Consider the following 15,681-nt stretch of genomic DNA (forward strand, 5'->3'; position numbering starts at 1 on the left):
TCGCCCTGGTCTGGCGACCACGCACGAACGGCTGCCCAGGATCTCCTGGACAGCCGTTCGTGGAGGGTCGAGGACCCGTGGACCGACGCGCGATCAGCCCTGATAGGGCTTCGCGGCCGTGACGGTCACGTGGATCGTCGAGCCGTTGGGCGCCGCGTAGGTGACCTTCGCGCCGACCTTCTTGCCGTGGATCGCTGCGCCGAGCGGGGACTTCTCGGAGTACACGTCGATGTCGGTGGTCCCGGCGATCTCGCGCGAGCCGAGGAGGAACACCATCTCGTCTCCGCCGACGTCGGCCGTGACGACCATGCCGGGCTCGACGACACCGTCGTCCGGCGGGGTGCCGATCTTGACGCTGCGGAGCTTCTCGGTGAGCTCGCGGACGCGCGCCTCGTTCTTGCCCTGCTCCTCGCGAGCGGCGTGATAGCCGCCGTTCTCCTTGAGGTCGCCCTCGTCGCGGGCCGCTGCGATGCGGTCCGTGATCTCCGCGCGTCCCTCGCCGCTGAGGTGGGCAAGCTCGGCCTGGAGTCGGTCGTGTGCCTCCTGGGTCAGCCAGGTGACATTCGTCTCGGTCACAGGTCGCTCCTTCCATGGCTCGGGCACGTAGGTGTGCCCGTCGTGAATCGTGTGTGGTTCTGGGGGTCTCGCTCGTCGACCGCCGGTGGGAGTGCCTCACCGCGGTGTCCGCGACCTGCACGCCCTGAGGTGTGCAGGGGCGCTTCGCCCCGGTTCCAGTGTTCCTGCCAGCTGCTGTCGGGATCCGAACAGCGCGTGTGCGCCATCAGATCGCCAACCGGGTCAGCGTCCGAATAGACCAGTGTAGCAACGATGCGTCGTCAGTCGGCGGTAGTGAAACCGTTGACCTTGTGCGTGCCGTCGCAGAACGGTTTGATCGCGGAGGCGCCGCAGCGGCACAGGGCCATGGTCGACCGACGTGCCGGGACTGGCTCACCGTCTGGGCCGACCAGGGAGACGTTCCCGCGCACGAGCAGCGGACCGTCAGGGCACAGCGTGATCTCGACCGGGTCGGTCGGGGCTCCCGCAGCCACCGTCACGCGTCCGTCCGGGAGCGCAGGGAGGTCGTCCCCGCGGTCCAGCAGCCCAGCACGTGCGCAGCCGCCCAGCCGTCGACGGTCAAGCACGCGGCTGCCCCGAACATGATGTCGTCGAGCAGTGCGGGGTCCTGCTCTGCGAGACGGCCCGCGAGGTCGCGGCCGGCGATCTGCTCGTGGACCGCGTCGGCCTCGACGTGCTCGTCGAAGTAGCGCGTCACCGTCTCGTCGTACCCGTGCCGGCGGAAGCCGTTGCCGTAGAGCCGGTTCGGGATGGACGACGTCATCTCGAACGCCGCGAGATGACCGACGATCGCACCTCGTAGGCGCCGGTGCAGCCCGAACATCGACATCATGTTCAGGGCCGCGAGCGTCCACGACGGCACCGCGTCGACGTAGGCGCCGTACGTGTCGTCGAGCCCGGTGCCGCGCATGGCCGCGGCGAAGAGAGCAGAGTGCATGCGCTCCGGCCGGCCTCCGCCGTACTCGTCCGTCTGGATCTCGACGAGGGCAGCCTTCGGTGCTCCGGCGAGGCGGGGGACCGCCCAGGTGTGCGGGTCCGCCTCCTTGAGCTGGTACACCGAGCGCTGCACGAGGAGCTCGCGCAGCTGGTCGTCCGTCGCGTCCTTCGCGACGTAGCGGGCGATGCTCGGCCCGGAGTCCTGGGCTGCGAGCGTGAAGAGCGCGGCGGCCACCGACGAGGCGACGGGCTCGGGCAGGGCCGGTACGTCGACCCGGGCGCGCAGCTCGGCCTCGAAGAGCGCTTCGAGGCGCTCTCGTGCGGCGAGGAGCACGGGTGACCACTCCCAGTCGTCGGTGACCCCGGCGATGCCGCGGTAGTGCAGCTCGTACAAGCAGAAGAGGGTGAGCTGGAGGTCGTCGTCCTCGACGACGGACGTCGCGCGGTCCCGGGCCGTGAGCGCGCGTGCCACGTCGTCGTGGAACGCCTCGGCGCGCTCGGTGTCGACAGAGCCCTGCAGGAGGTCGAGGAGCGCAGCGCTCAGCGCGCCGCGAGGCGCAGGGAGGGGTAGGGGGCACCCGCGGTCGAGGACGCGCTCTTCGGACGCTGCGGGCGCTGGCGCGACGATGCTCGTGCGGATCGGGGTTCCGTCGGGTCCGGCATCTCGCTCGGTGGGCGAGGGGACGAACGAGAGGGTCTTCACAGAGTTCTCCTGCGCTACGCGTGCTGTGGTTCCGGGCCGCTTCTTGACGCCAGATCGATCACGCTAGCCCAGGTGGTTCGGGGCGGCACCCGGAACGGTCAGCGTCGGTGTCAGCCGAGCGTGCGGCAGTCCTCCACGATCGCGGTCACGGCCTCCTCCGACGTGGCGATCTCGGTGGTGTATCTCGTCTCGGCGAGGGTCGTCGGGCCGATCGTCACCTCGCGCGTGCCGACCTGCGCGAAGCTCGCGCTCAGTGCCTGCAGGGTGCAGACCACGGTGGCGTCTCGCGGCTTGGCGACGTTGAACGTGATCTCCACGACCTCCGCGCTCTTCACCGAGTACCCGACGTCTTGGCCACGGACGGCGCCGTCTTCCTGGCCGAACGCCATCCACGCGACGAACGCGAGCACGACCACCGCGCCGGCCGCGACGAGGACCCGCAGCACGACAGGGTTCAGGGGCTTGCGCGGTGTGCCGTAGCGCCCGTCCGGGACATGGCCGGGCGGTGTCGCAGGGACGGCCTGCTGAGGATCGACGGGGAGCTCGGGCACAGCGGGGGCCTTTCCGGCAGAGGCCTCAGGCGCCGGCGGGTGCAGCCCACCGTCGTGCTGGGGGATCATGGTCTTCTACTGATTATTGTCGTGATCACGGCACAGCCGAAATCGGCGCCCACCCGGGGCCGGACGGCTATGGAGATCGAAGGAGGACCGGTGACCACTTCGCCGTTGCGGCTCATGGCCGTCCACGCGCACCCGGACGACGAGTCGAGCAAGGGAGCGGCGACGACTGCCCGGTACGCGGCGCAGGGCGTCGAGGTGCTGGTCGTCAGCTGCACCGGAGGTGAGCGCGGCAGCATCCTCAATCCTCGGTTCGGGCGAGAGGTCACGGACATCGACGAGATGCGAGAGATCCGCACGGGCGAGATGGCAGGCGCGGCAGCCGCCCTGGGTGTCCAGCACCGCTGGTTGGGATTCGTCGACTCCGGGCTGCCGGAGGGGGACCCGCTGCCTCCGCTGCCGGAAGGCTGCTTCGCGGCGATGCCGCTCGAGGAGGCGGCCACACCGTTGGTCGAGCTCGTCCGGTCGTTCCGCCCGCACGTGATCACGACGTACGACCCGTCCGGTGGCTACCCGCACCCGGACCACATCATGTGCCACCGCGTGTCGAAGGAAGCGTTCGACACCGCGGGCGACGCGGAGCGCTACCGGGGCCACGGCGAGCCGTGGACGCCCCTGAAGCTCTACTACAACCACGACTTCTCCATGCGGCGCATCAGGACGATGCACGAGGCCCTGCTCGCGGCAGGGCACGAGTCGCCGTTCGGCGACTGGGTCGAGTCGCGGGCGGCCCGTGAGATCACGGAGCGCGAGGTCACGACCCGTATCGAGTGTGCGGACTACTTCTCTGCCCGGGATGCGGCGTTGCGCTCCCACGCGACGCAGATCGACCCTGAGGGGTTCTTCTTCGCGACGCCTCGTGAGCTCGAGGTCAGCGTCTGGCCGGTCGAGGAGTACGAGCTCGCCGAGTCACGGGTCCAGACCTCGACGCCGGAGGACGACCTCTTCGCAGGGATCGTCTCGACGGACGGAGACCGCTCGTGAACGGCGCAGGAACGTCGCTCGACCTCTCGACGCTCGTCGACGCCCGCACCGGCATGCAGGTGCTGCACTCGGAGACGGCGACGCCCGAACCGTTGCCGTCGTCGACGCAGACGCCGCTGCGCGAGGACCTCGACGAGGTGGACGTCTCGCCCGGCCTGGCAGGTTTCCTCGCCATCTTCGTCGTCGCGGTCGCGACGATCTTCCTCGTGCTGTCGATGACCCGAAAGCTGCGCCGGGTCAACCACCGTGCGAACCACGACTCGGTGGTCGACGCGACCTTCGACGACCGCCGCTCCGGCGCAGCCGAGCCCGGTGACGGGGCTGGCGACGGCGACGGGACGGACTGAACCACGTGCGGGTGACGATCGCTCAGGTCGAGGTCAGCCCAGACCATGCCGCCAACCGGGTGGTCGTCGGGCAGGCCGTGACGGAGGCCGAGCGGGTGCGAGCGGACCTGCTCGTCCTGCCGGAGTACGCGAGCGGCTACGACCCGCGCGGTGTCGGGATCGCGCACGCGGAACCGCTCTCCGGCCCGTTCGTCACGCTGCTCCGCGAGCGGACGGCACGCTCGTCGTTGACCGTCGTCGCCGGAACGGTCCTGCCGGCCGAGGCCGATGTCGACGACGAGGCTGGCGTGCGCGAGCCGGGCAGCCCCGCGAGGGCGAGCAACGCCGTCGTCGTGGTGCGCGGCGGGGAGGTCGTCGGCGTGTACCGCAAGGTTCACCTCTACGACGCGTTCGGTCAGCGTGAGTCGGACAGGCTCGCCGGCGGGGATCCTGCCGCGCCGCCCCTCGTGGTCCAGGTCGGTGATCTGCGCGTGGGTGTCATGACGTGCTACGACCTGCGCTTTCCCGAGTCGGCTCGTCGTCTCGTGGACGCGGGCGCGCAGGTTCTCGTGGTGCCTGCCGCGTGGGCGTCTGGGCCGCAGAAGGTCGAGCACTGGCGCATCCTCGCGCAGGCACGCGCGATCGAGAACACCTGCGCGGTCGTCGCGGTCGGCCAGACGGGCCAGGGAGTCAGCGGGCACTCGATGCTCGTCGCTCCGGACGGTCTCGTGAGCATCGAGCTCGGCGACGACCGCGCGTTCCGGTCGGCCGACATCGACGTGGACGGGATCCTCGCCGAGCGCGCACGCAACCCGTCGTTGGAGAACCGGCGCTACGGCGTCGTCCCCCTCGCGCACGGCGAGAGCTAGCGCTCCGGCACGGCACTGCACTGCACTGCAGCACAGCACAGCGCCGCACCCGCGCGCAGAGCGGGTGCGGCGCTGCGCCGGTCGTCAGCGGGACGCGACGACCGCTACCGCGACAGCAGCGAAGTGGAAGCCGAAACCGACGACCGTGAGCACGTGGAAGATCTCGTGGAAACCGAACCAGCGTGGGCTGGGGTTGGGGCGCTTGAGGCCGTAGACGACCGCGCCCAGCGTGTACGCCAGCCCGCCGGCGGCGACGAGCAGCACCGCTGTGGGGCCGACGTCTGCCTTCCAGAAGACGGGCATGTACCCGACGGCGACCCACCCGAGGGCGAGGTAGATCGGCACGTAGACCCAGCGGGGGGCCCCGAGCCAGATGATCCGGGCAGCCAGGCCGAGGATCGCGCCCGTCCACACGATGATGAGGAGGATCCTCGCGGCGCTGGGGGACAAGAGGTAGACGGCCAGAGGCGTGTAGCTGCCGGCGATGATGAGGAAGATGTTCGAGTGGTCGGCGCGCCGGAGGATCCCGGTGACCTTCGGCGACCACGTGCCGAGGTGGTAGACCGCGCTCGTGCCGAAGAGCAGGATCGAGCTCAGGCCGAACACCGCGGTCGCGACGCGACCCGCGCCTGGCTCGGCGAGCACGACGAGGATGATGCTGCCGACGAGGGCGATCGGGAAGGTGCCCGCGTGGATCCATCCGCGCAGGCGTGGTTTGACCGCGCCAGCGACAGCAGACGCGACGCCGCCGACGCGATCGGCTGCCGACGGACGGGTGTCGTCCGGGGTGGTCGGGCGGCCCTGCGGTTCGTCGTCGGCCACGGTGGTCCTGGCCATAGATGCTCCTCGGTCGATCGTGCACACGTTGGGGACGACCATAACTTACGCCTGCGTAGGTTACGAAAGCGTAGGTTCTAGGTCCTGTGTGCGGTGTCTTGTCGTCTTGCCGACAGTGTGAAGGTCGTGTGGTGCGACGGTCCACCTCCGGTAGCGTGTGAACCACAACGACCACCCGGAGGACCGCGCGTGCGCCTGCCCCATCTGCTCTACGGGCTCTACGAGAAGCGACTGGCCGCCTCTCTCGACGGGGGGACCTCCCCGCGTCACGTCGGCGTGATCCTCGACGGCAACCGACGCTGGGCCAAGTCCTTCGGTGAGCCCGCAGCAACAGGGCACCGACGGGGTGCCGACAAGATCGAGGACTTCCTCCGATGGAGCGAGGAGCTCGGCGTCGAGGTCGTGACCCTCTGGATGCTCTCGACGGACAACCTCTCCCGCGCGGCCACCGAGCTCGACGCGCTCCTCGACATCATCGAGGAGGCTGTCTGTGCCCTGGCGAGCAGCGGCCGCTGGCGCCTGCGGGTGGTCGGGCGGCTCGACCTCCTCCCGCCGGCGCTCGCCGCGACGCTCCGCCGGGCGCAGACCCAGACCGACTCGGTCGGTGGCATCGAGGTCAACGTCGCGATCGGCTACGGCGGACGCCACGAGATCGCCGACGCTGTCCGCGACTTCCTCCGTGAGCGGGCCTCCCACGGAGCGACGATCGAAGAGATCGCCGCGGACATCGATGTCGACGACATCGCCGAGCACCTCTACACCAAGGGGCAGCCAGACCCGGAGCTCGTCATCCGCACGTCGGGAGAGCAGCGGCTCGGCGGTTTCCTGCTGTGGCAGAGCGCCCACTCGGAGTTCTACTTCTGCGAGGCCTACTGGCCAGACTTCCGCAGGGTCGACTACCTGCGCGCCCTGCGCGCCTACTCTGCGCGGGAACGTCGCCTCGGTCGTTGAGGTGACAGGATGTCCGGTCAAGGTCACATCGGGGAGTGCTGGCTCCGCCGTGTGCGCGCCACGAAGCGGTGGGAAGATGTCAGCCATGTCCATGAGCACCGTGCCCGCTCCCGCCGTCCGCCCCTACGACGCCCTCCTGCTCTTCTCCTTCGGGGGACCGAACAAGCCCGAGGACGTCGTCCCGTTCTTGCGCAACGTCACCGCCGGAAAGGGGATCCCGGACGCCCGGCTCGAAGAGGTCGGCGAGCACTACTACGGCTTCGGGGGCAAGAGCCCCATCAACGAGCAGAACCTCGCGCTCAAGGCTGCGCTCGAAGACGAGCTGGCTGCCCGGGGGATCGACCTGCCGATCGTCTGGGGCAACCGGAACTGGGCGCCGTACACGAAGGACGCCCTGGAAGAGCTCAAGGCCGCCGGTGCGCAGCGTGCCGTGGTGCTCGTGACGAGCGCCTACTCGTCGTACTCCGGGTGCCGGCAGTACCGCGAGAATCTTGCGCTCACCCTCGACGAGCTCGGTGATCTCGGACCAGAGGGATCGACGAGCGTGCAGCTGGACAAGGTCCGTTCGTACTTCAACCACCCAGGATTCGCGCGAGCGAACGTCGACGCTGTCGTCGATGCCTACCGCGCACTGGCCGCGAAGGCTGGTACCGAAGCTGCCAGCGCCGCTGACCTCGTCTTCGTCACGCACTCCATCCCGGAGACGATGGAAGCGGCGTCGGTCGTGTCCGGCGCGACGTACTCGTCGCAGCACCTCGACCTTGCGGCCGTCGTCGCGGAGCAGGTCGGTGCGGAGCTCGGGCACGAGGTCCCGTGGACGCTCGCCTACTGCTCGCGGTCTGGTCCGCCCAGCCAGCCGTGGCTCGAGCCCGACGTCAACGACCTCCTGCGAGACATGGCGGCAGACGGTCGCACATCGGTCGTGCTGTCTCCGATCGGGTTCATCTCCGACCACATGGAGGTCGCGTACGACCTCGACACGGAGGCGCTGGCGACCGCGGCCGAGCTCGGGATGAGCGCAGTGCGTGCGGGTACCGTGAGCACCAGAGCGCCGTTCGTGGCCGGTCTCGTCGACCTCGTCCTCGAGCGCGCTGCGATCGCACGGGGAGACGACGTCGAGCAGCCCGCTGTCGGGACTCTCGGCGCGTTCCCGTCCCCCTGCCGACCAGGGTGCTGCCGGCGCCGGGACGGCGAGGACAGCGGCGTCCCCGCCCTGTGCAGTACAGGTCTCACGACCTGAGCGTGACCACCGACATCCCTATCCTGAGCAGTCGACGAGAGCTGGACGCAGAGCAATGACCGAGACCGGCCACACCCACCACCGCGCCGACACGGGCGAAGAGATCAGCACGGAGACCGTCAACGCCGCGGTGCGCTACGCGATGTGGTCGGTGTTCTCCACCGTCCAGACGCTCCCCGTGGACGCAGAGGATCGCCGTGCGCTCGTCGACGACGCACTGAGCGCGGTCGGCGGGGAGGCCTCGGGCGCCGAGACCGACCTCACCGTGCGTGGCTGGTACGACGTCGGTGGGCTGCGGTCGGACGCGGACCTCATGGTCTGGTGGCACGGGCCGACGATCGAGTCCGTCCAGGGGGCCTACCAGCGGCTGCGGGCGTCTGAGCTCGGACGGCACCTCGAGCCCGTCTGGTCGGTCGCGGCGCTGCACCGTCCCGCAGAGTTCAACCGTGGTCACATCCCCGCGTTCATGGCCGACGAGGCCCCGGGCGACTACATCTGCGTCTACCCCTTCGTGCGCTCCTACGAGTGGTACCTGCTGCCTCCCCAGGAGCGCGCCACCATGCTCCGGGACCACGGCATGGCTGCTGCCGGCTACAAGGACGTCCGGGCCAACACCGTCTCGGCGTTCGCGCTCGGCGACTACGAGTGGATCCTCGCCTTCGAGGCCGAGCAGCTCGACCGCATCGTCGATCTCATGCGTGACCTGCGTGCGACCGAGGCCCGGCGCCACGTCCGTGAGGAGCTGCCGTTCTTCACCGGGCCGCGCACGGACCTGCACGCATGGGCAGACCGCCAGCCTCAGTCCGAGTGACCACGAGCGTCCCAGCCGACGACTGCCGGCCGGGACGCTCGTCGGGCACGTGCCCGAGCAGTGCGAGGCAGGTCAGGGGTACAGGCCGCGAATCTGGTGCGCTTCGGCGACCCTCTTGACCCCGATGACGAGCGCGGCGTCCCGGAGGGTCAGGTTCTCGCGCCGAGCGAGACCGGCGACGTCCGCGTACGCGGAGCGCATCCGGCCGGCGAGCTTCTCCTCGATCTCCGCGAGCGTCCACCAGTAGGCCTGGTTCGCCTGGACCCACTCGAAGTACGAGACGACGACGCCGCCCGCGTTCGCGAGGATGTCCGGCACGACGACGGTGCCCTGCGCAGCCAGGATGGTGTCGGCCTCCGAGGTGGTCGGACCGTTGGCGCCCTCGACGACGAACCGGGCACGGACCAGCGGTGCGGTCTGCGCGTTGATGACCCCGTCGACCGCGGCAGGCACGAGCACGTCGACCTCGAGCGCGAGGAGCCCCGTGTTGTCGATGGGGTCCGCGCCGTCGAACCCGACGACAGACCCGGTGGCACCGACGTGCTCGAACAGCCGGGCGACGTCGAGGCCTGCGGGGTTGTGCACCCCGCCGAACTCGTCGGTGACGGCGACGACGTGCGCACCCTCCTCAGCGAAGATCGCTGCCGCGTGGGAGCCGACCTTGCCGAAGCCCTGGATGGCGACGGTCGAGCCCGCGAGCTCGGCACCTGCCTCGGCCAGCGCCGACTGGGTGACGTGCACGACCCCGCGGGACGTCGCTGTCGGTCGCCCGAGAGAACCGCCGACGGCGAGCGGCTTGCCGGTGACGACGGCAGGGATCGTGTGGCCCTTGCTCACCGAGTACGTGTCCATGACCCATGCCATGGTCTGCTCGCCGGTGCCCATGTCCGGGGCCATGATGTCGTTCTCCGGGCCGATGATCGGCATGATCTCGCTCGTGTAGCGACGAGTCACCCGCTCGAGCTCTGCCTGGCTGTACTCGTGCGGGTTGATGCCGACGCCACCCTTGGCCCCGCCGTAGGGGAGCTCGACGATCGCGCACTTCCACGTCATGAGCATCGCCAGCGAACGGACCTCGTCGATGTCGACGCTCGGGTGGTAGCGCAGCCCGCCCTTTCCTGGCCCGCGGGAGATGTTGTGCTGGACCCGGAAGCCGTGGAAGAGCTCGACCCGGCCGTCGTCGCGTCGGAGCGGTACGGCGACGTTGAGCTCGCGGCGCGGGGTCGCGAGCATCTCGTGCAGTCCTTCCCCGTAGCCGAGGATCTCGACCGCGCCGGACAGCTGGCCGAGGGCGTTCGCCCACGCGAGAGAGGTCGTCGCGGTCGGGCTGCTGGCCGTCGTGGTGAGCGGCTGATCGAGGGATGTCGCCGTGCGTGTCGTCACTGGGGCTCCTTGTGGGAGGGCGGTGTGCTCGGCCTGTTGCGGCCTAGGGTCAAACTACCGTTCCGTCACCTCTGTGGCGATGCCGAGCGCGTCGACGAGGGCGATCTCCTCGGCACCGAGCGTGATGTCGAGCGCACGGAAGTTCGACGTGATGCGCTCGGGTGTCACGGACTTCGGGATGACGACGAATCCGTGGTCGATGTGCCACCGGAGCACCACGTGCACGGGATCGACACCGTGGGCCGCGGCAACCTGTGCGAGCACCGGGTCGTCGAGGTCGGTGCGCTTGAACGGGCTGTAGCCCTCGAGGACGACACCGCGGGCTCCGAGCTCGGCCGCGAGCGTCGCGTCGTAGTCGGTCGGGCTCCACGGGATCTGGTTGACGGCGGGGGTCTCGCCCGTCGCGTCTGTCAGCTCGTCGATCTGGCTGGGGGAGTAGTTGCTCACGCCGATCGACCGTGCCAGGCCTTCGTCGCGCAGCGTCCGCAGCCGCTCCCAGACGGCCGGGCTTGCCTGCTTGTGGGGCGGCCAGTGGATGAGCCACAGGTCGACTGCAGCGAGGCCCAGCATCTCCAGAGACGACTCGAGCGTCTCGCGCTCGCGTCCCGCGTTGTCGGGCGGCAGCTTGGTCGTGACGAAGAGGTCGTCGCGCGGCACGCCGGAGTCGGCGATCGCGCGGCCGACCTGCGACTCGTTGCCGTAGGCCGTCGCCGTGTCGATGTGCCGGTAGCCCGTCTGGAGGGCGTGCAGCACGGAGGTGTAGGCGTCGTCGCCCTCGGACTGCCAGGTGCCGAAGCCGAGGAGGGGGATCTCCCCTCCGGGCAGGGGTGTGGTGGGTGCGAGAGGTGGTGTGGTCATCGGCCCAGTCTGCCTCGGACGTCGTGAGGTCGCAGGAGGAACGACGACGGCACCAGGGGCCTCGCCTCAGGTCGAGGATCGCTCCACGAGCTCGGGAGCGAGGACGGTGTGACCGTCCTCGGCCATGGTCGAGGTGACGTCGTGGGGAGGTTCGCTCAGATCGTCGGCGCTGAAGACTCCGAGGGTCGTCAGGAGCTCGTCCGTGGCGTGCCGCGCCATGCGCACGACGGGGTTCCGCACGGTGGTGAGGGCCGGGATCGCGCCTTCGGCGACGCCGAGGTCGTCGTAGCCGACGACCGCCACGTCGTCGGGGACCGACCTGCCGTGCTTGGCGAGGACACGCATCGCTCCGACGGCCATGAGGTCCGAGGCAGCGAAGACCCCGTCGACGGTGGGGTCCTCGGCGAGGATGGCTTCCATCGCCTCGATGCCGGCTGCCGTCGTGAAGTCCCCGCCGGCGAGCGGGCCCTCTGGGAGTCCCTGCTGCGCGAGCGCGTGGCGCCAGCCCGCCTGGCGGTCTTCGCCTGCGGTCATGTCGCTGGGACCGGCGATGTGGGCGATGTTCCTGCGACCTCGGGCGATGAGGTGCTGCGTCGCGATGACGCCGCCCCCGAAGTTGTCGACGTCCACGAACCGCAGTCCGGGGAACACCTTGAACGGGCGGCCGACGAACACGGCGGGGAGCCGAGACACGTCGATGACGCTCTCGAGGTCGTCTTTGCGGTGGTGCGACACGACGATGGCGCCGTCGACGTGCCCGTTACGAAGGTAGCGACCGATCCGCCCGCTGGTCTCGCCCGGCTTGTCGATGAGGAGGACGAGCTGCAGGTCGGTGTCCTTGAGGGACGCGTTCATCCCGCGCAGCGTCGCTGCGAAGAACGGGTCGCTGAGGACGCGCTCGTCCGGTTCGGGGACGACGAGCGCGATGGAGTTCGTCCGGCGGGTGACGAGCGACCGCGCCGCCCGGTTCGGGATGTACCCGAGCCGGGCGATCGCGTCGTCGACGGCCGTCTGTGCTTCTGGTGAGACCCGAGAGCCGCCGTTGATGGCACGAGAGGCCGTGGAGCGTGAGACTCCAGCGGTCTGTGCCACCTCCTCCAGCGTGGGGACGTGCATAGTCATGGGTCTCCTCAGGGGACGACGTCGTCGTCAGCCGATCGTGGACAGAGCTGGTGTCAGAGCGCGGTGTCGACAGTAGCGGTCAGCGAGTTGGTCCGTGCGACGTCTGAGTACCAGCGCCCGCTCGCCTTGATCGTCCGCTCTTGCGTCTCGTAGTTCACGCGGACGATCCCGAAGCGCTTGTGGTATCCCCATGCCCACTCGAAGTTGTCGAGGAGCGACCAGGCGAAGTATCCACCGACGTCAGCGCCCTGGGCGATGGCGTCGTGGGTCGCCCGGAGGTGGACGTCGTAGAAGTCCAGACGGTTCTGGTCGTCGACGTCGTCGTTCTCGTCTGCCACGTCGTCGTAGGCGCAGCCGTTCTCCGTGACGAACAGCCGTGCTCTGGCCGGTCCGGTGTACTCCGCCTGCAGACGCAGGAGGAGACGTGTGAGACCTTCAGGCTGGATCTCCCAGTCCATGTCGGTGACCGGGAGCCCACGGGGGTGGACGTAGACGCCGTCCGCCGCCGGGTAGGGCGACGAGGTGGGGCGCTCGACCGGGGCGTCGCTGACGAGCGTCGACGTAGGTGGCGTCTTGCTCACTGCTTCACCGTGGTAGTAGTTCACGCCCAGCGTGTCGATCGGTGTCGAGATCGTCTCGAGGTCGCCGTCCTTGACGAGCGCCAGGAAACCGTCTGCGAGACCGACCTCGTCGAGGTCCTGGAGCAGGTCGACGGGGTAGGCGCCCTTGAACACGGGGTCGGCGAAGACCCGGTTGAACTGGGCGTCGATGCGGCGAGCCGCATCGACGTCGTCTGCGCTCGACGGGTCGACGGGGTCTGCCACCGTGAAGTTCAGGGTGAGCCCGAGGTTGGCTTTCGTGTCACGCGAGCGCAGCTCTTGTGTCGCGAGGCCGTGGCCGAGCATGAGGTGGTGCGCGGCCGCGAGGCCGTCAGGGCGTGACTGGCGGCCGGGTGCGTGCACGCCGGCGGTGTAGCTGAGGAACGACGAGCACCACGGTTCGTTGAGCGTGGTCCACACGCCGACACGGTCTCCGAGCGCCTCGTGCATCGTGATGGCGTACTCGCTGAAGAGGTAGGCGGTGTCGCGGTTCGCCCAGCCGCCCTTGTCCTCGAGCGCCTGGGGGAGGTCCCAGTGGTAGAGCGTGAGCCACGGGAGGATGTTCTTCTCGAGGAGGGAGTCGACGAGACGCGAGTAGAAGTCGATCCCCTTCGAGTTCACGCCGCCCGGACCGCTGACGCCGTCAGGGCGGACGCGGGACCATGAGGTGGAGAAGCGGTAGGCGCCGATGTTCATGCTCTGCATGAGCGAGGTGTCGGCCTCGTACCTGTTGTAGTGGTCGCAGGCGACCTCGCCGTCGTGACCGTCGAGGACTGCTCCAGGCACCGTGCAGAAGGTATCCCAGATGGAGTCGCGACGTCCGTCGACGTGGCCTGCGCCCTCGACCTGGAACGCGGCCGTAGCTGCGCCCCAGATGAATCCTTCGGGGAAGGTGAGAGGTGCGGGGCTGCTGGCGGTGGAGGTCATCCCTTGACTGCTCCTTGCATGATGCCGGCGACCAGGTGGCGGCCCGCGAAGATGAAGACGATGATCAGCGGGAGCGTGGACAGCAGCACCCCGGACATGATGAGGGCGTAGTCCGTGAAGTAGTTCGCGTTGAGGAGCTGGATCACCATCGGCAGGGTCGGGTTGTTCGATCCGAGGATGATGAACGGCCAGAAGAACGCGGTCCAGCTGCCGATGAACGTGAAGAGGGCGAGCATCGCTGCGGCGGGCCGTGCGGCTGGCAGCGCGATGTGCCAGAAGGTGCGGATCATCGACGCCCCGTCGACGCGGGCTGCCTCGATGAGCTCGTAGGGCAGCGCGCTGTCGAGGTACTGCGTCATCCAGAACACGCCGAACGCGGTGACCATCCCTGGGACGATGACGGCGATGAGCTTGCCGGACCAGCCGATCTCCGACATGACGATGAAGAGCGGGACGATGCCGAGCTGCGTCGGGATCGCCATCGTGGCGATGACGAAGACGAGGAGCGGGCCGCGTCCGCGGAACCGGAGCTTGGCGAAGGAGTACCCGGCGAGGGTCGAGAAGATGACGACCGACACCGCCTGGAGCGACGCGACGATCACCGAGTTGATGAAGCCTTGCATCAACGGGATGTTCGAGCTGAAGACCCGGCCGAAGTTCTCGAAGAGCTTGCCGTCGGGGATGAGGCTCGGCACCGGGTTGGCGGCGATCGTCGTCTGGGTGGTCGAGCCGAGAAGGAGCGTGTAGTAGATCGGGTACGCCGAGATGAGGATGACGACGCCGAGGATCAGGTACGTGACCCAGCCCGGCCTGCGGTCGGGCCCGGCGAGCTTTGCGCGCCGACGGCTTGCCGAGCGTGCCGCGCCCTTTCCTGCTGTCTGGGCGATGACGGGGATGGAGCTCATCGCGTCCTCCGGTTGTTCGAGCTGGTGCGCTTGGGCGTCTGAGACTTCTTCGTCTTTGTGGGCTTGGGTCCACCGGACGACGAGATCTTGTTGGTGATCATGTAGTTGATGAGACCGATGACCACGATGATGAGGAAGAGGATCCAGGCGACGGCCGAGGCCCGTCCGAAGCTCTTCTGGTTGCCCCACCCGAGCTCGTAGATGTACATGGTGACGGTCATCCACTGCTGGTCGGAGCCACCGCGGCCGGTGTTGTCGAACATGCGGGGCTCGTCGAAGATCTGGAGGCCACCGATCGTCGACGTGATGACGACGAAGATGATGGTCGCGCGCAGCTGCGGGACGGTGATGGAGAAGAACTGGCGGAACCTGCCCGCGCCGTCGATGATCGCTGCCTCGTAGAGCTCGCGGGGGATGGCCTGCATCGCGGCGAGGAAGATGAGGGTGTTGTAGCCGGTCCAGCGGAAGTTGACCATGGTCGCGATGGCGAAGTGGCTGGGGAAGATCTCGGCGTGCCAGCGGACTGCATCGATCCCGACACCGGTGAGGATCGTGTTGACCATCCCGGACTCGTCTGCGAACAGGCGGCCGAAGATCAGACCGACGGCCACAGGTGCGACGACGTAGGGGATGAGGACGCCCATGCGCCAGAAGGTCTTGGCCCGGAGGTTCGCGCTGAGGAGGGCCGCGAGGATGAGCGCCATGATGACCTGCGGTACCGACGACAGCAGGAAGATCGAGAACGTGTTGCGCAGCGCTTTGTGAAAGCTCGGAGACTCCACGACGTCGACGAAGTTCTGGAGCCCGACGAAGTCGCCCTTCCCGTAGAGGAGGTGCCAGTCGAAGAGGGACACGTACCCGGTGTAGAGCAGCGGGAAGAGCCCGGTGATGCCGAACAGGATGAAGAACGGCGAGATGTAGAGGTACGGGGAGAGCTTGACATCCCACTTGCCCACCGTCTGGCTGAAGGCGATACGCCGCGGTGCGCGATCTACCTCGGGAGGGGGCTTGTGCGGGGACAGGACGGCCATGGGGTT

The 15,681-nt window shown here is 68.8% G+C and carries 17 protein-coding genes; 6 read left to right on the forward strand and 11 right to left on the reverse strand.

Going from position 1 to position 15,681, the window contains the following annotated elements; translation table 11 throughout:
• Positions 1–93: 93 nt before the first annotated feature.
• From greA to ATL42_RS01495, 4 genes are all read right to left on the reverse strand, one after another.
• Positions 94–576 (reverse strand): transcription elongation factor GreA, encoded by a 483-nt coding sequence (greA, locus tag ATL42_RS01480; protein WP_098453831.1) that lies wholly within the window; start codon positions 574–576, stop codon positions 94–96.
• Between the two features lie 260 nt (positions 577–836).
• A complete protein-coding gene (locus tag ATL42_RS01485; protein WP_211281763.1) occupies positions 837–1,055 on the reverse strand; it encodes a CDGSH iron-sulfur domain-containing protein in 219 nt (72 codons plus the stop codon).
• Positions 1,052–2,140 (reverse strand): iron-containing redox enzyme family protein, encoded by a 1,089-nt coding sequence (locus tag ATL42_RS01490; protein ID WP_098456244.1) that lies wholly within the window; start codon positions 2,138–2,140, stop codon positions 1,052–1,054. The genes ATL42_RS01485 and ATL42_RS01490 overlap by 4 nt, the downstream gene beginning before the upstream one ends.
• A gap of 185 nt (positions 2,141–2,325) precedes the next feature.
• The gene (locus tag ATL42_RS01495) at positions 2,326–2,835 is read right to left on the reverse strand and encodes a DUF4307 domain-containing protein (RefSeq protein ID WP_098453832.1); all 510 of its coding nucleotides are present in this window, start codon (positions 2,833–2,835) and stop codon (positions 2,326–2,328) included.
• 90 nt (positions 2,836–2,925) lie between these two features.
• On the opposite strand from ATL42_RS01495, the gene mca reads away from it, so the two are divergent.
• The 3 genes from mca to ATL42_RS01510 are packed head-to-tail and all read left to right on the forward strand — an operon-like array spanning position 2,926 to position 5,011.
• Entirely contained in the window at positions 2,926–3,816 is an 891-nt protein-coding gene (gene mca / locus ATL42_RS01500) for a mycothiol conjugate amidase Mca (RefSeq protein WP_098456245.1), read from the forward strand.
• Positions 3,813–4,163: a hypothetical protein gene (locus tag ATL42_RS01505; RefSeq protein WP_098453833.1), complete on the forward strand. Its 351-nt coding sequence runs from the start codon at positions 3,813–3,815 to the stop codon at positions 4,161–4,163. The genes mca and ATL42_RS01505 overlap by 4 nt, the downstream gene beginning before the upstream one ends.
• Positions 4,164–4,174: 11 nt before the next feature.
• A complete protein-coding gene (locus tag ATL42_RS01510; RefSeq protein ID WP_245861984.1) occupies positions 4,175–5,011 on the forward strand; it encodes a nitrilase-related carbon-nitrogen hydrolase in 837 nt (278 codons plus the stop codon).
• A gap of 84 nt (positions 5,012–5,095) precedes the next feature.
• On the opposite strand, the gene trhA is transcribed toward ATL42_RS01510, so the two are convergent.
• Positions 5,096–5,848: a PAQR family membrane homeostasis protein TrhA gene (trhA, locus tag ATL42_RS01515; protein WP_098453835.1), complete on the reverse strand. Its 753-nt coding sequence runs from the start codon at positions 5,846–5,848 to the stop codon at positions 5,096–5,098.
• Between the two features lie 189 nt (positions 5,849–6,037).
• Here trhA and ATL42_RS01520 point away from each other — a divergent pair, with 189 nt between their 5' ends.
• From ATL42_RS01520 to hemQ, 3 genes are all read left to right on the forward strand, one after another.
• A complete protein-coding gene (locus tag ATL42_RS01520; protein WP_098453836.1) occupies positions 6,038–6,799 on the forward strand; it encodes an isoprenyl transferase in 762 nt (253 codons plus the stop codon).
• 85 nt (positions 6,800–6,884) lie between these two features.
• Positions 6,885–8,039: a ferrochelatase gene (locus ATL42_RS01525; RefSeq protein ID WP_098453837.1), complete on the forward strand. Its 1,155-nt coding sequence runs from the start codon at positions 6,885–6,887 to the stop codon at positions 8,037–8,039.
• Positions 8,040–8,094: 55 nt separating this feature from the next.
• Entirely contained in the window at positions 8,095–8,850 is a 756-nt protein-coding gene (gene hemQ / locus ATL42_RS01530; protein ID WP_098453838.1) for a hydrogen peroxide-dependent heme synthase, read from the forward strand.
• A 72-nt stretch (positions 8,851–8,922) separates the two neighbouring features.
• Here the strand turns inward: hemQ and ATL42_RS01535 are convergent, their stop codons facing one another.
• The 6 genes from ATL42_RS01535 to ATL42_RS01560 form a co-directional block, all read right to left on the reverse strand.
• Positions 8,923–10,233 (reverse strand): Glu/Leu/Phe/Val family dehydrogenase, encoded by a 1,311-nt coding sequence (locus ATL42_RS01535; RefSeq protein ID WP_098453839.1) that lies wholly within the window; start codon positions 10,231–10,233, stop codon positions 8,923–8,925.
• Positions 10,234–10,287: 54 nt separating this feature from the next.
• The gene (locus ATL42_RS01540) at positions 10,288–11,091 is read right to left on the reverse strand and encodes an aldo/keto reductase (RefSeq protein ID WP_098453840.1); all 804 of its coding nucleotides are present in this window, start codon (positions 11,089–11,091) and stop codon (positions 10,288–10,290) included.
• Positions 11,092–11,157: 66 nt separating this feature from the next.
• The gene (locus ATL42_RS01545) at positions 11,158–12,213 is read right to left on the reverse strand and encodes a LacI family DNA-binding transcriptional regulator (RefSeq protein WP_098453841.1); all 1,056 of its coding nucleotides are present in this window, start codon (positions 12,211–12,213) and stop codon (positions 11,158–11,160) included.
• 53 nt (positions 12,214–12,266) lie between these two features.
• On the reverse strand, positions 12,267–13,739 hold the full coding sequence (locus tag ATL42_RS01550; protein WP_098453842.1) for a GH1 family beta-glucosidase: 1,473 nt from the start codon (positions 13,737–13,739) through the stop codon (positions 12,267–12,269).
• A complete protein-coding gene (locus tag ATL42_RS01555) occupies positions 13,736–14,644 on the reverse strand; it encodes a carbohydrate ABC transporter permease (RefSeq protein ID WP_098453843.1) in 909 nt (302 codons plus the stop codon). Before ATL42_RS01555 ends, ATL42_RS01550 begins: the two co-directional genes overlap by 4 nt.
• On the reverse strand, positions 14,641–15,675 hold the full coding sequence (locus ATL42_RS01560; RefSeq protein WP_098453844.1) for a carbohydrate ABC transporter permease: 1,035 nt from the start codon (positions 15,673–15,675) through the stop codon (positions 14,641–14,643). Before ATL42_RS01560 ends, ATL42_RS01555 begins: the two co-directional genes overlap by 4 nt.
• Between the last annotated feature and the right edge of the window lie 6 nt (positions 15,676–15,681).

Source organism: Sanguibacter antarcticus (genome assembly GCF_002564005.1).
In the GTDB taxonomy this organism is placed as follows: Bacteria; Actinomycetota; Actinomycetes; order Actinomycetales; family Cellulomonadaceae; genus Sanguibacter; species Sanguibacter antarcticus.

Bases quoted from the DNA above. Each gene is read 5' to 3' on its own strand.
- hemQ (WP_098453838.1), top strand. From the start codon at position 8,095: ATGACCGAGACCGGCCACACCCACCACCGCGCCGACACGGGCGAAGAG.
- ATL42_RS01545 (WP_098453841.1), bottom strand. From the start codon at position 12,213: ATGACTATGCACGTCCCCACGCTGGAGGAGGTGGCACAGACCGCTGGA.
- trhA (WP_098453835.1), bottom strand. From the start codon at position 5,848: ATGGCCAGGACCACCGTGGCCGACGACGAACCGCAGGGCCGCCCGACC.
- ATL42_RS01540 (WP_098453840.1), bottom strand. From the start codon at position 11,091: ATGACCACACCACCTCTCGCACCCACCACACCCCTGCCCGGAGGGGAG.
- ATL42_RS01495 (WP_098453832.1), bottom strand. From the start codon at position 2,835: ATGATCCCCCAGCACGACGGTGGGCTGCACCCGCCGGCGCCTGAGGCC.
- ATL42_RS01560 (WP_098453844.1), bottom strand. From the start codon at position 15,675: ATGGCCGTCCTGTCCCCGCACAAGCCCCCTCCCGAGGTAGATCGCGCA.
- ATL42_RS01555 (WP_098453843.1), bottom strand. From the start codon at position 14,644: ATGAGCTCCATCCCCGTCATCGCCCAGACAGCAGGAAAGGGCGCGGCA.
- ATL42_RS01525 (WP_098453837.1), top strand. From the start codon at position 6,885: ATGTCCATGAGCACCGTGCCCGCTCCCGCCGTCCGCCCCTACGACGCC.
- ATL42_RS01550 (WP_098453842.1), bottom strand. From the start codon at position 13,739: ATGACCTCCACCGCCAGCAGCCCCGCACCTCTCACCTTCCCCGAAGGA.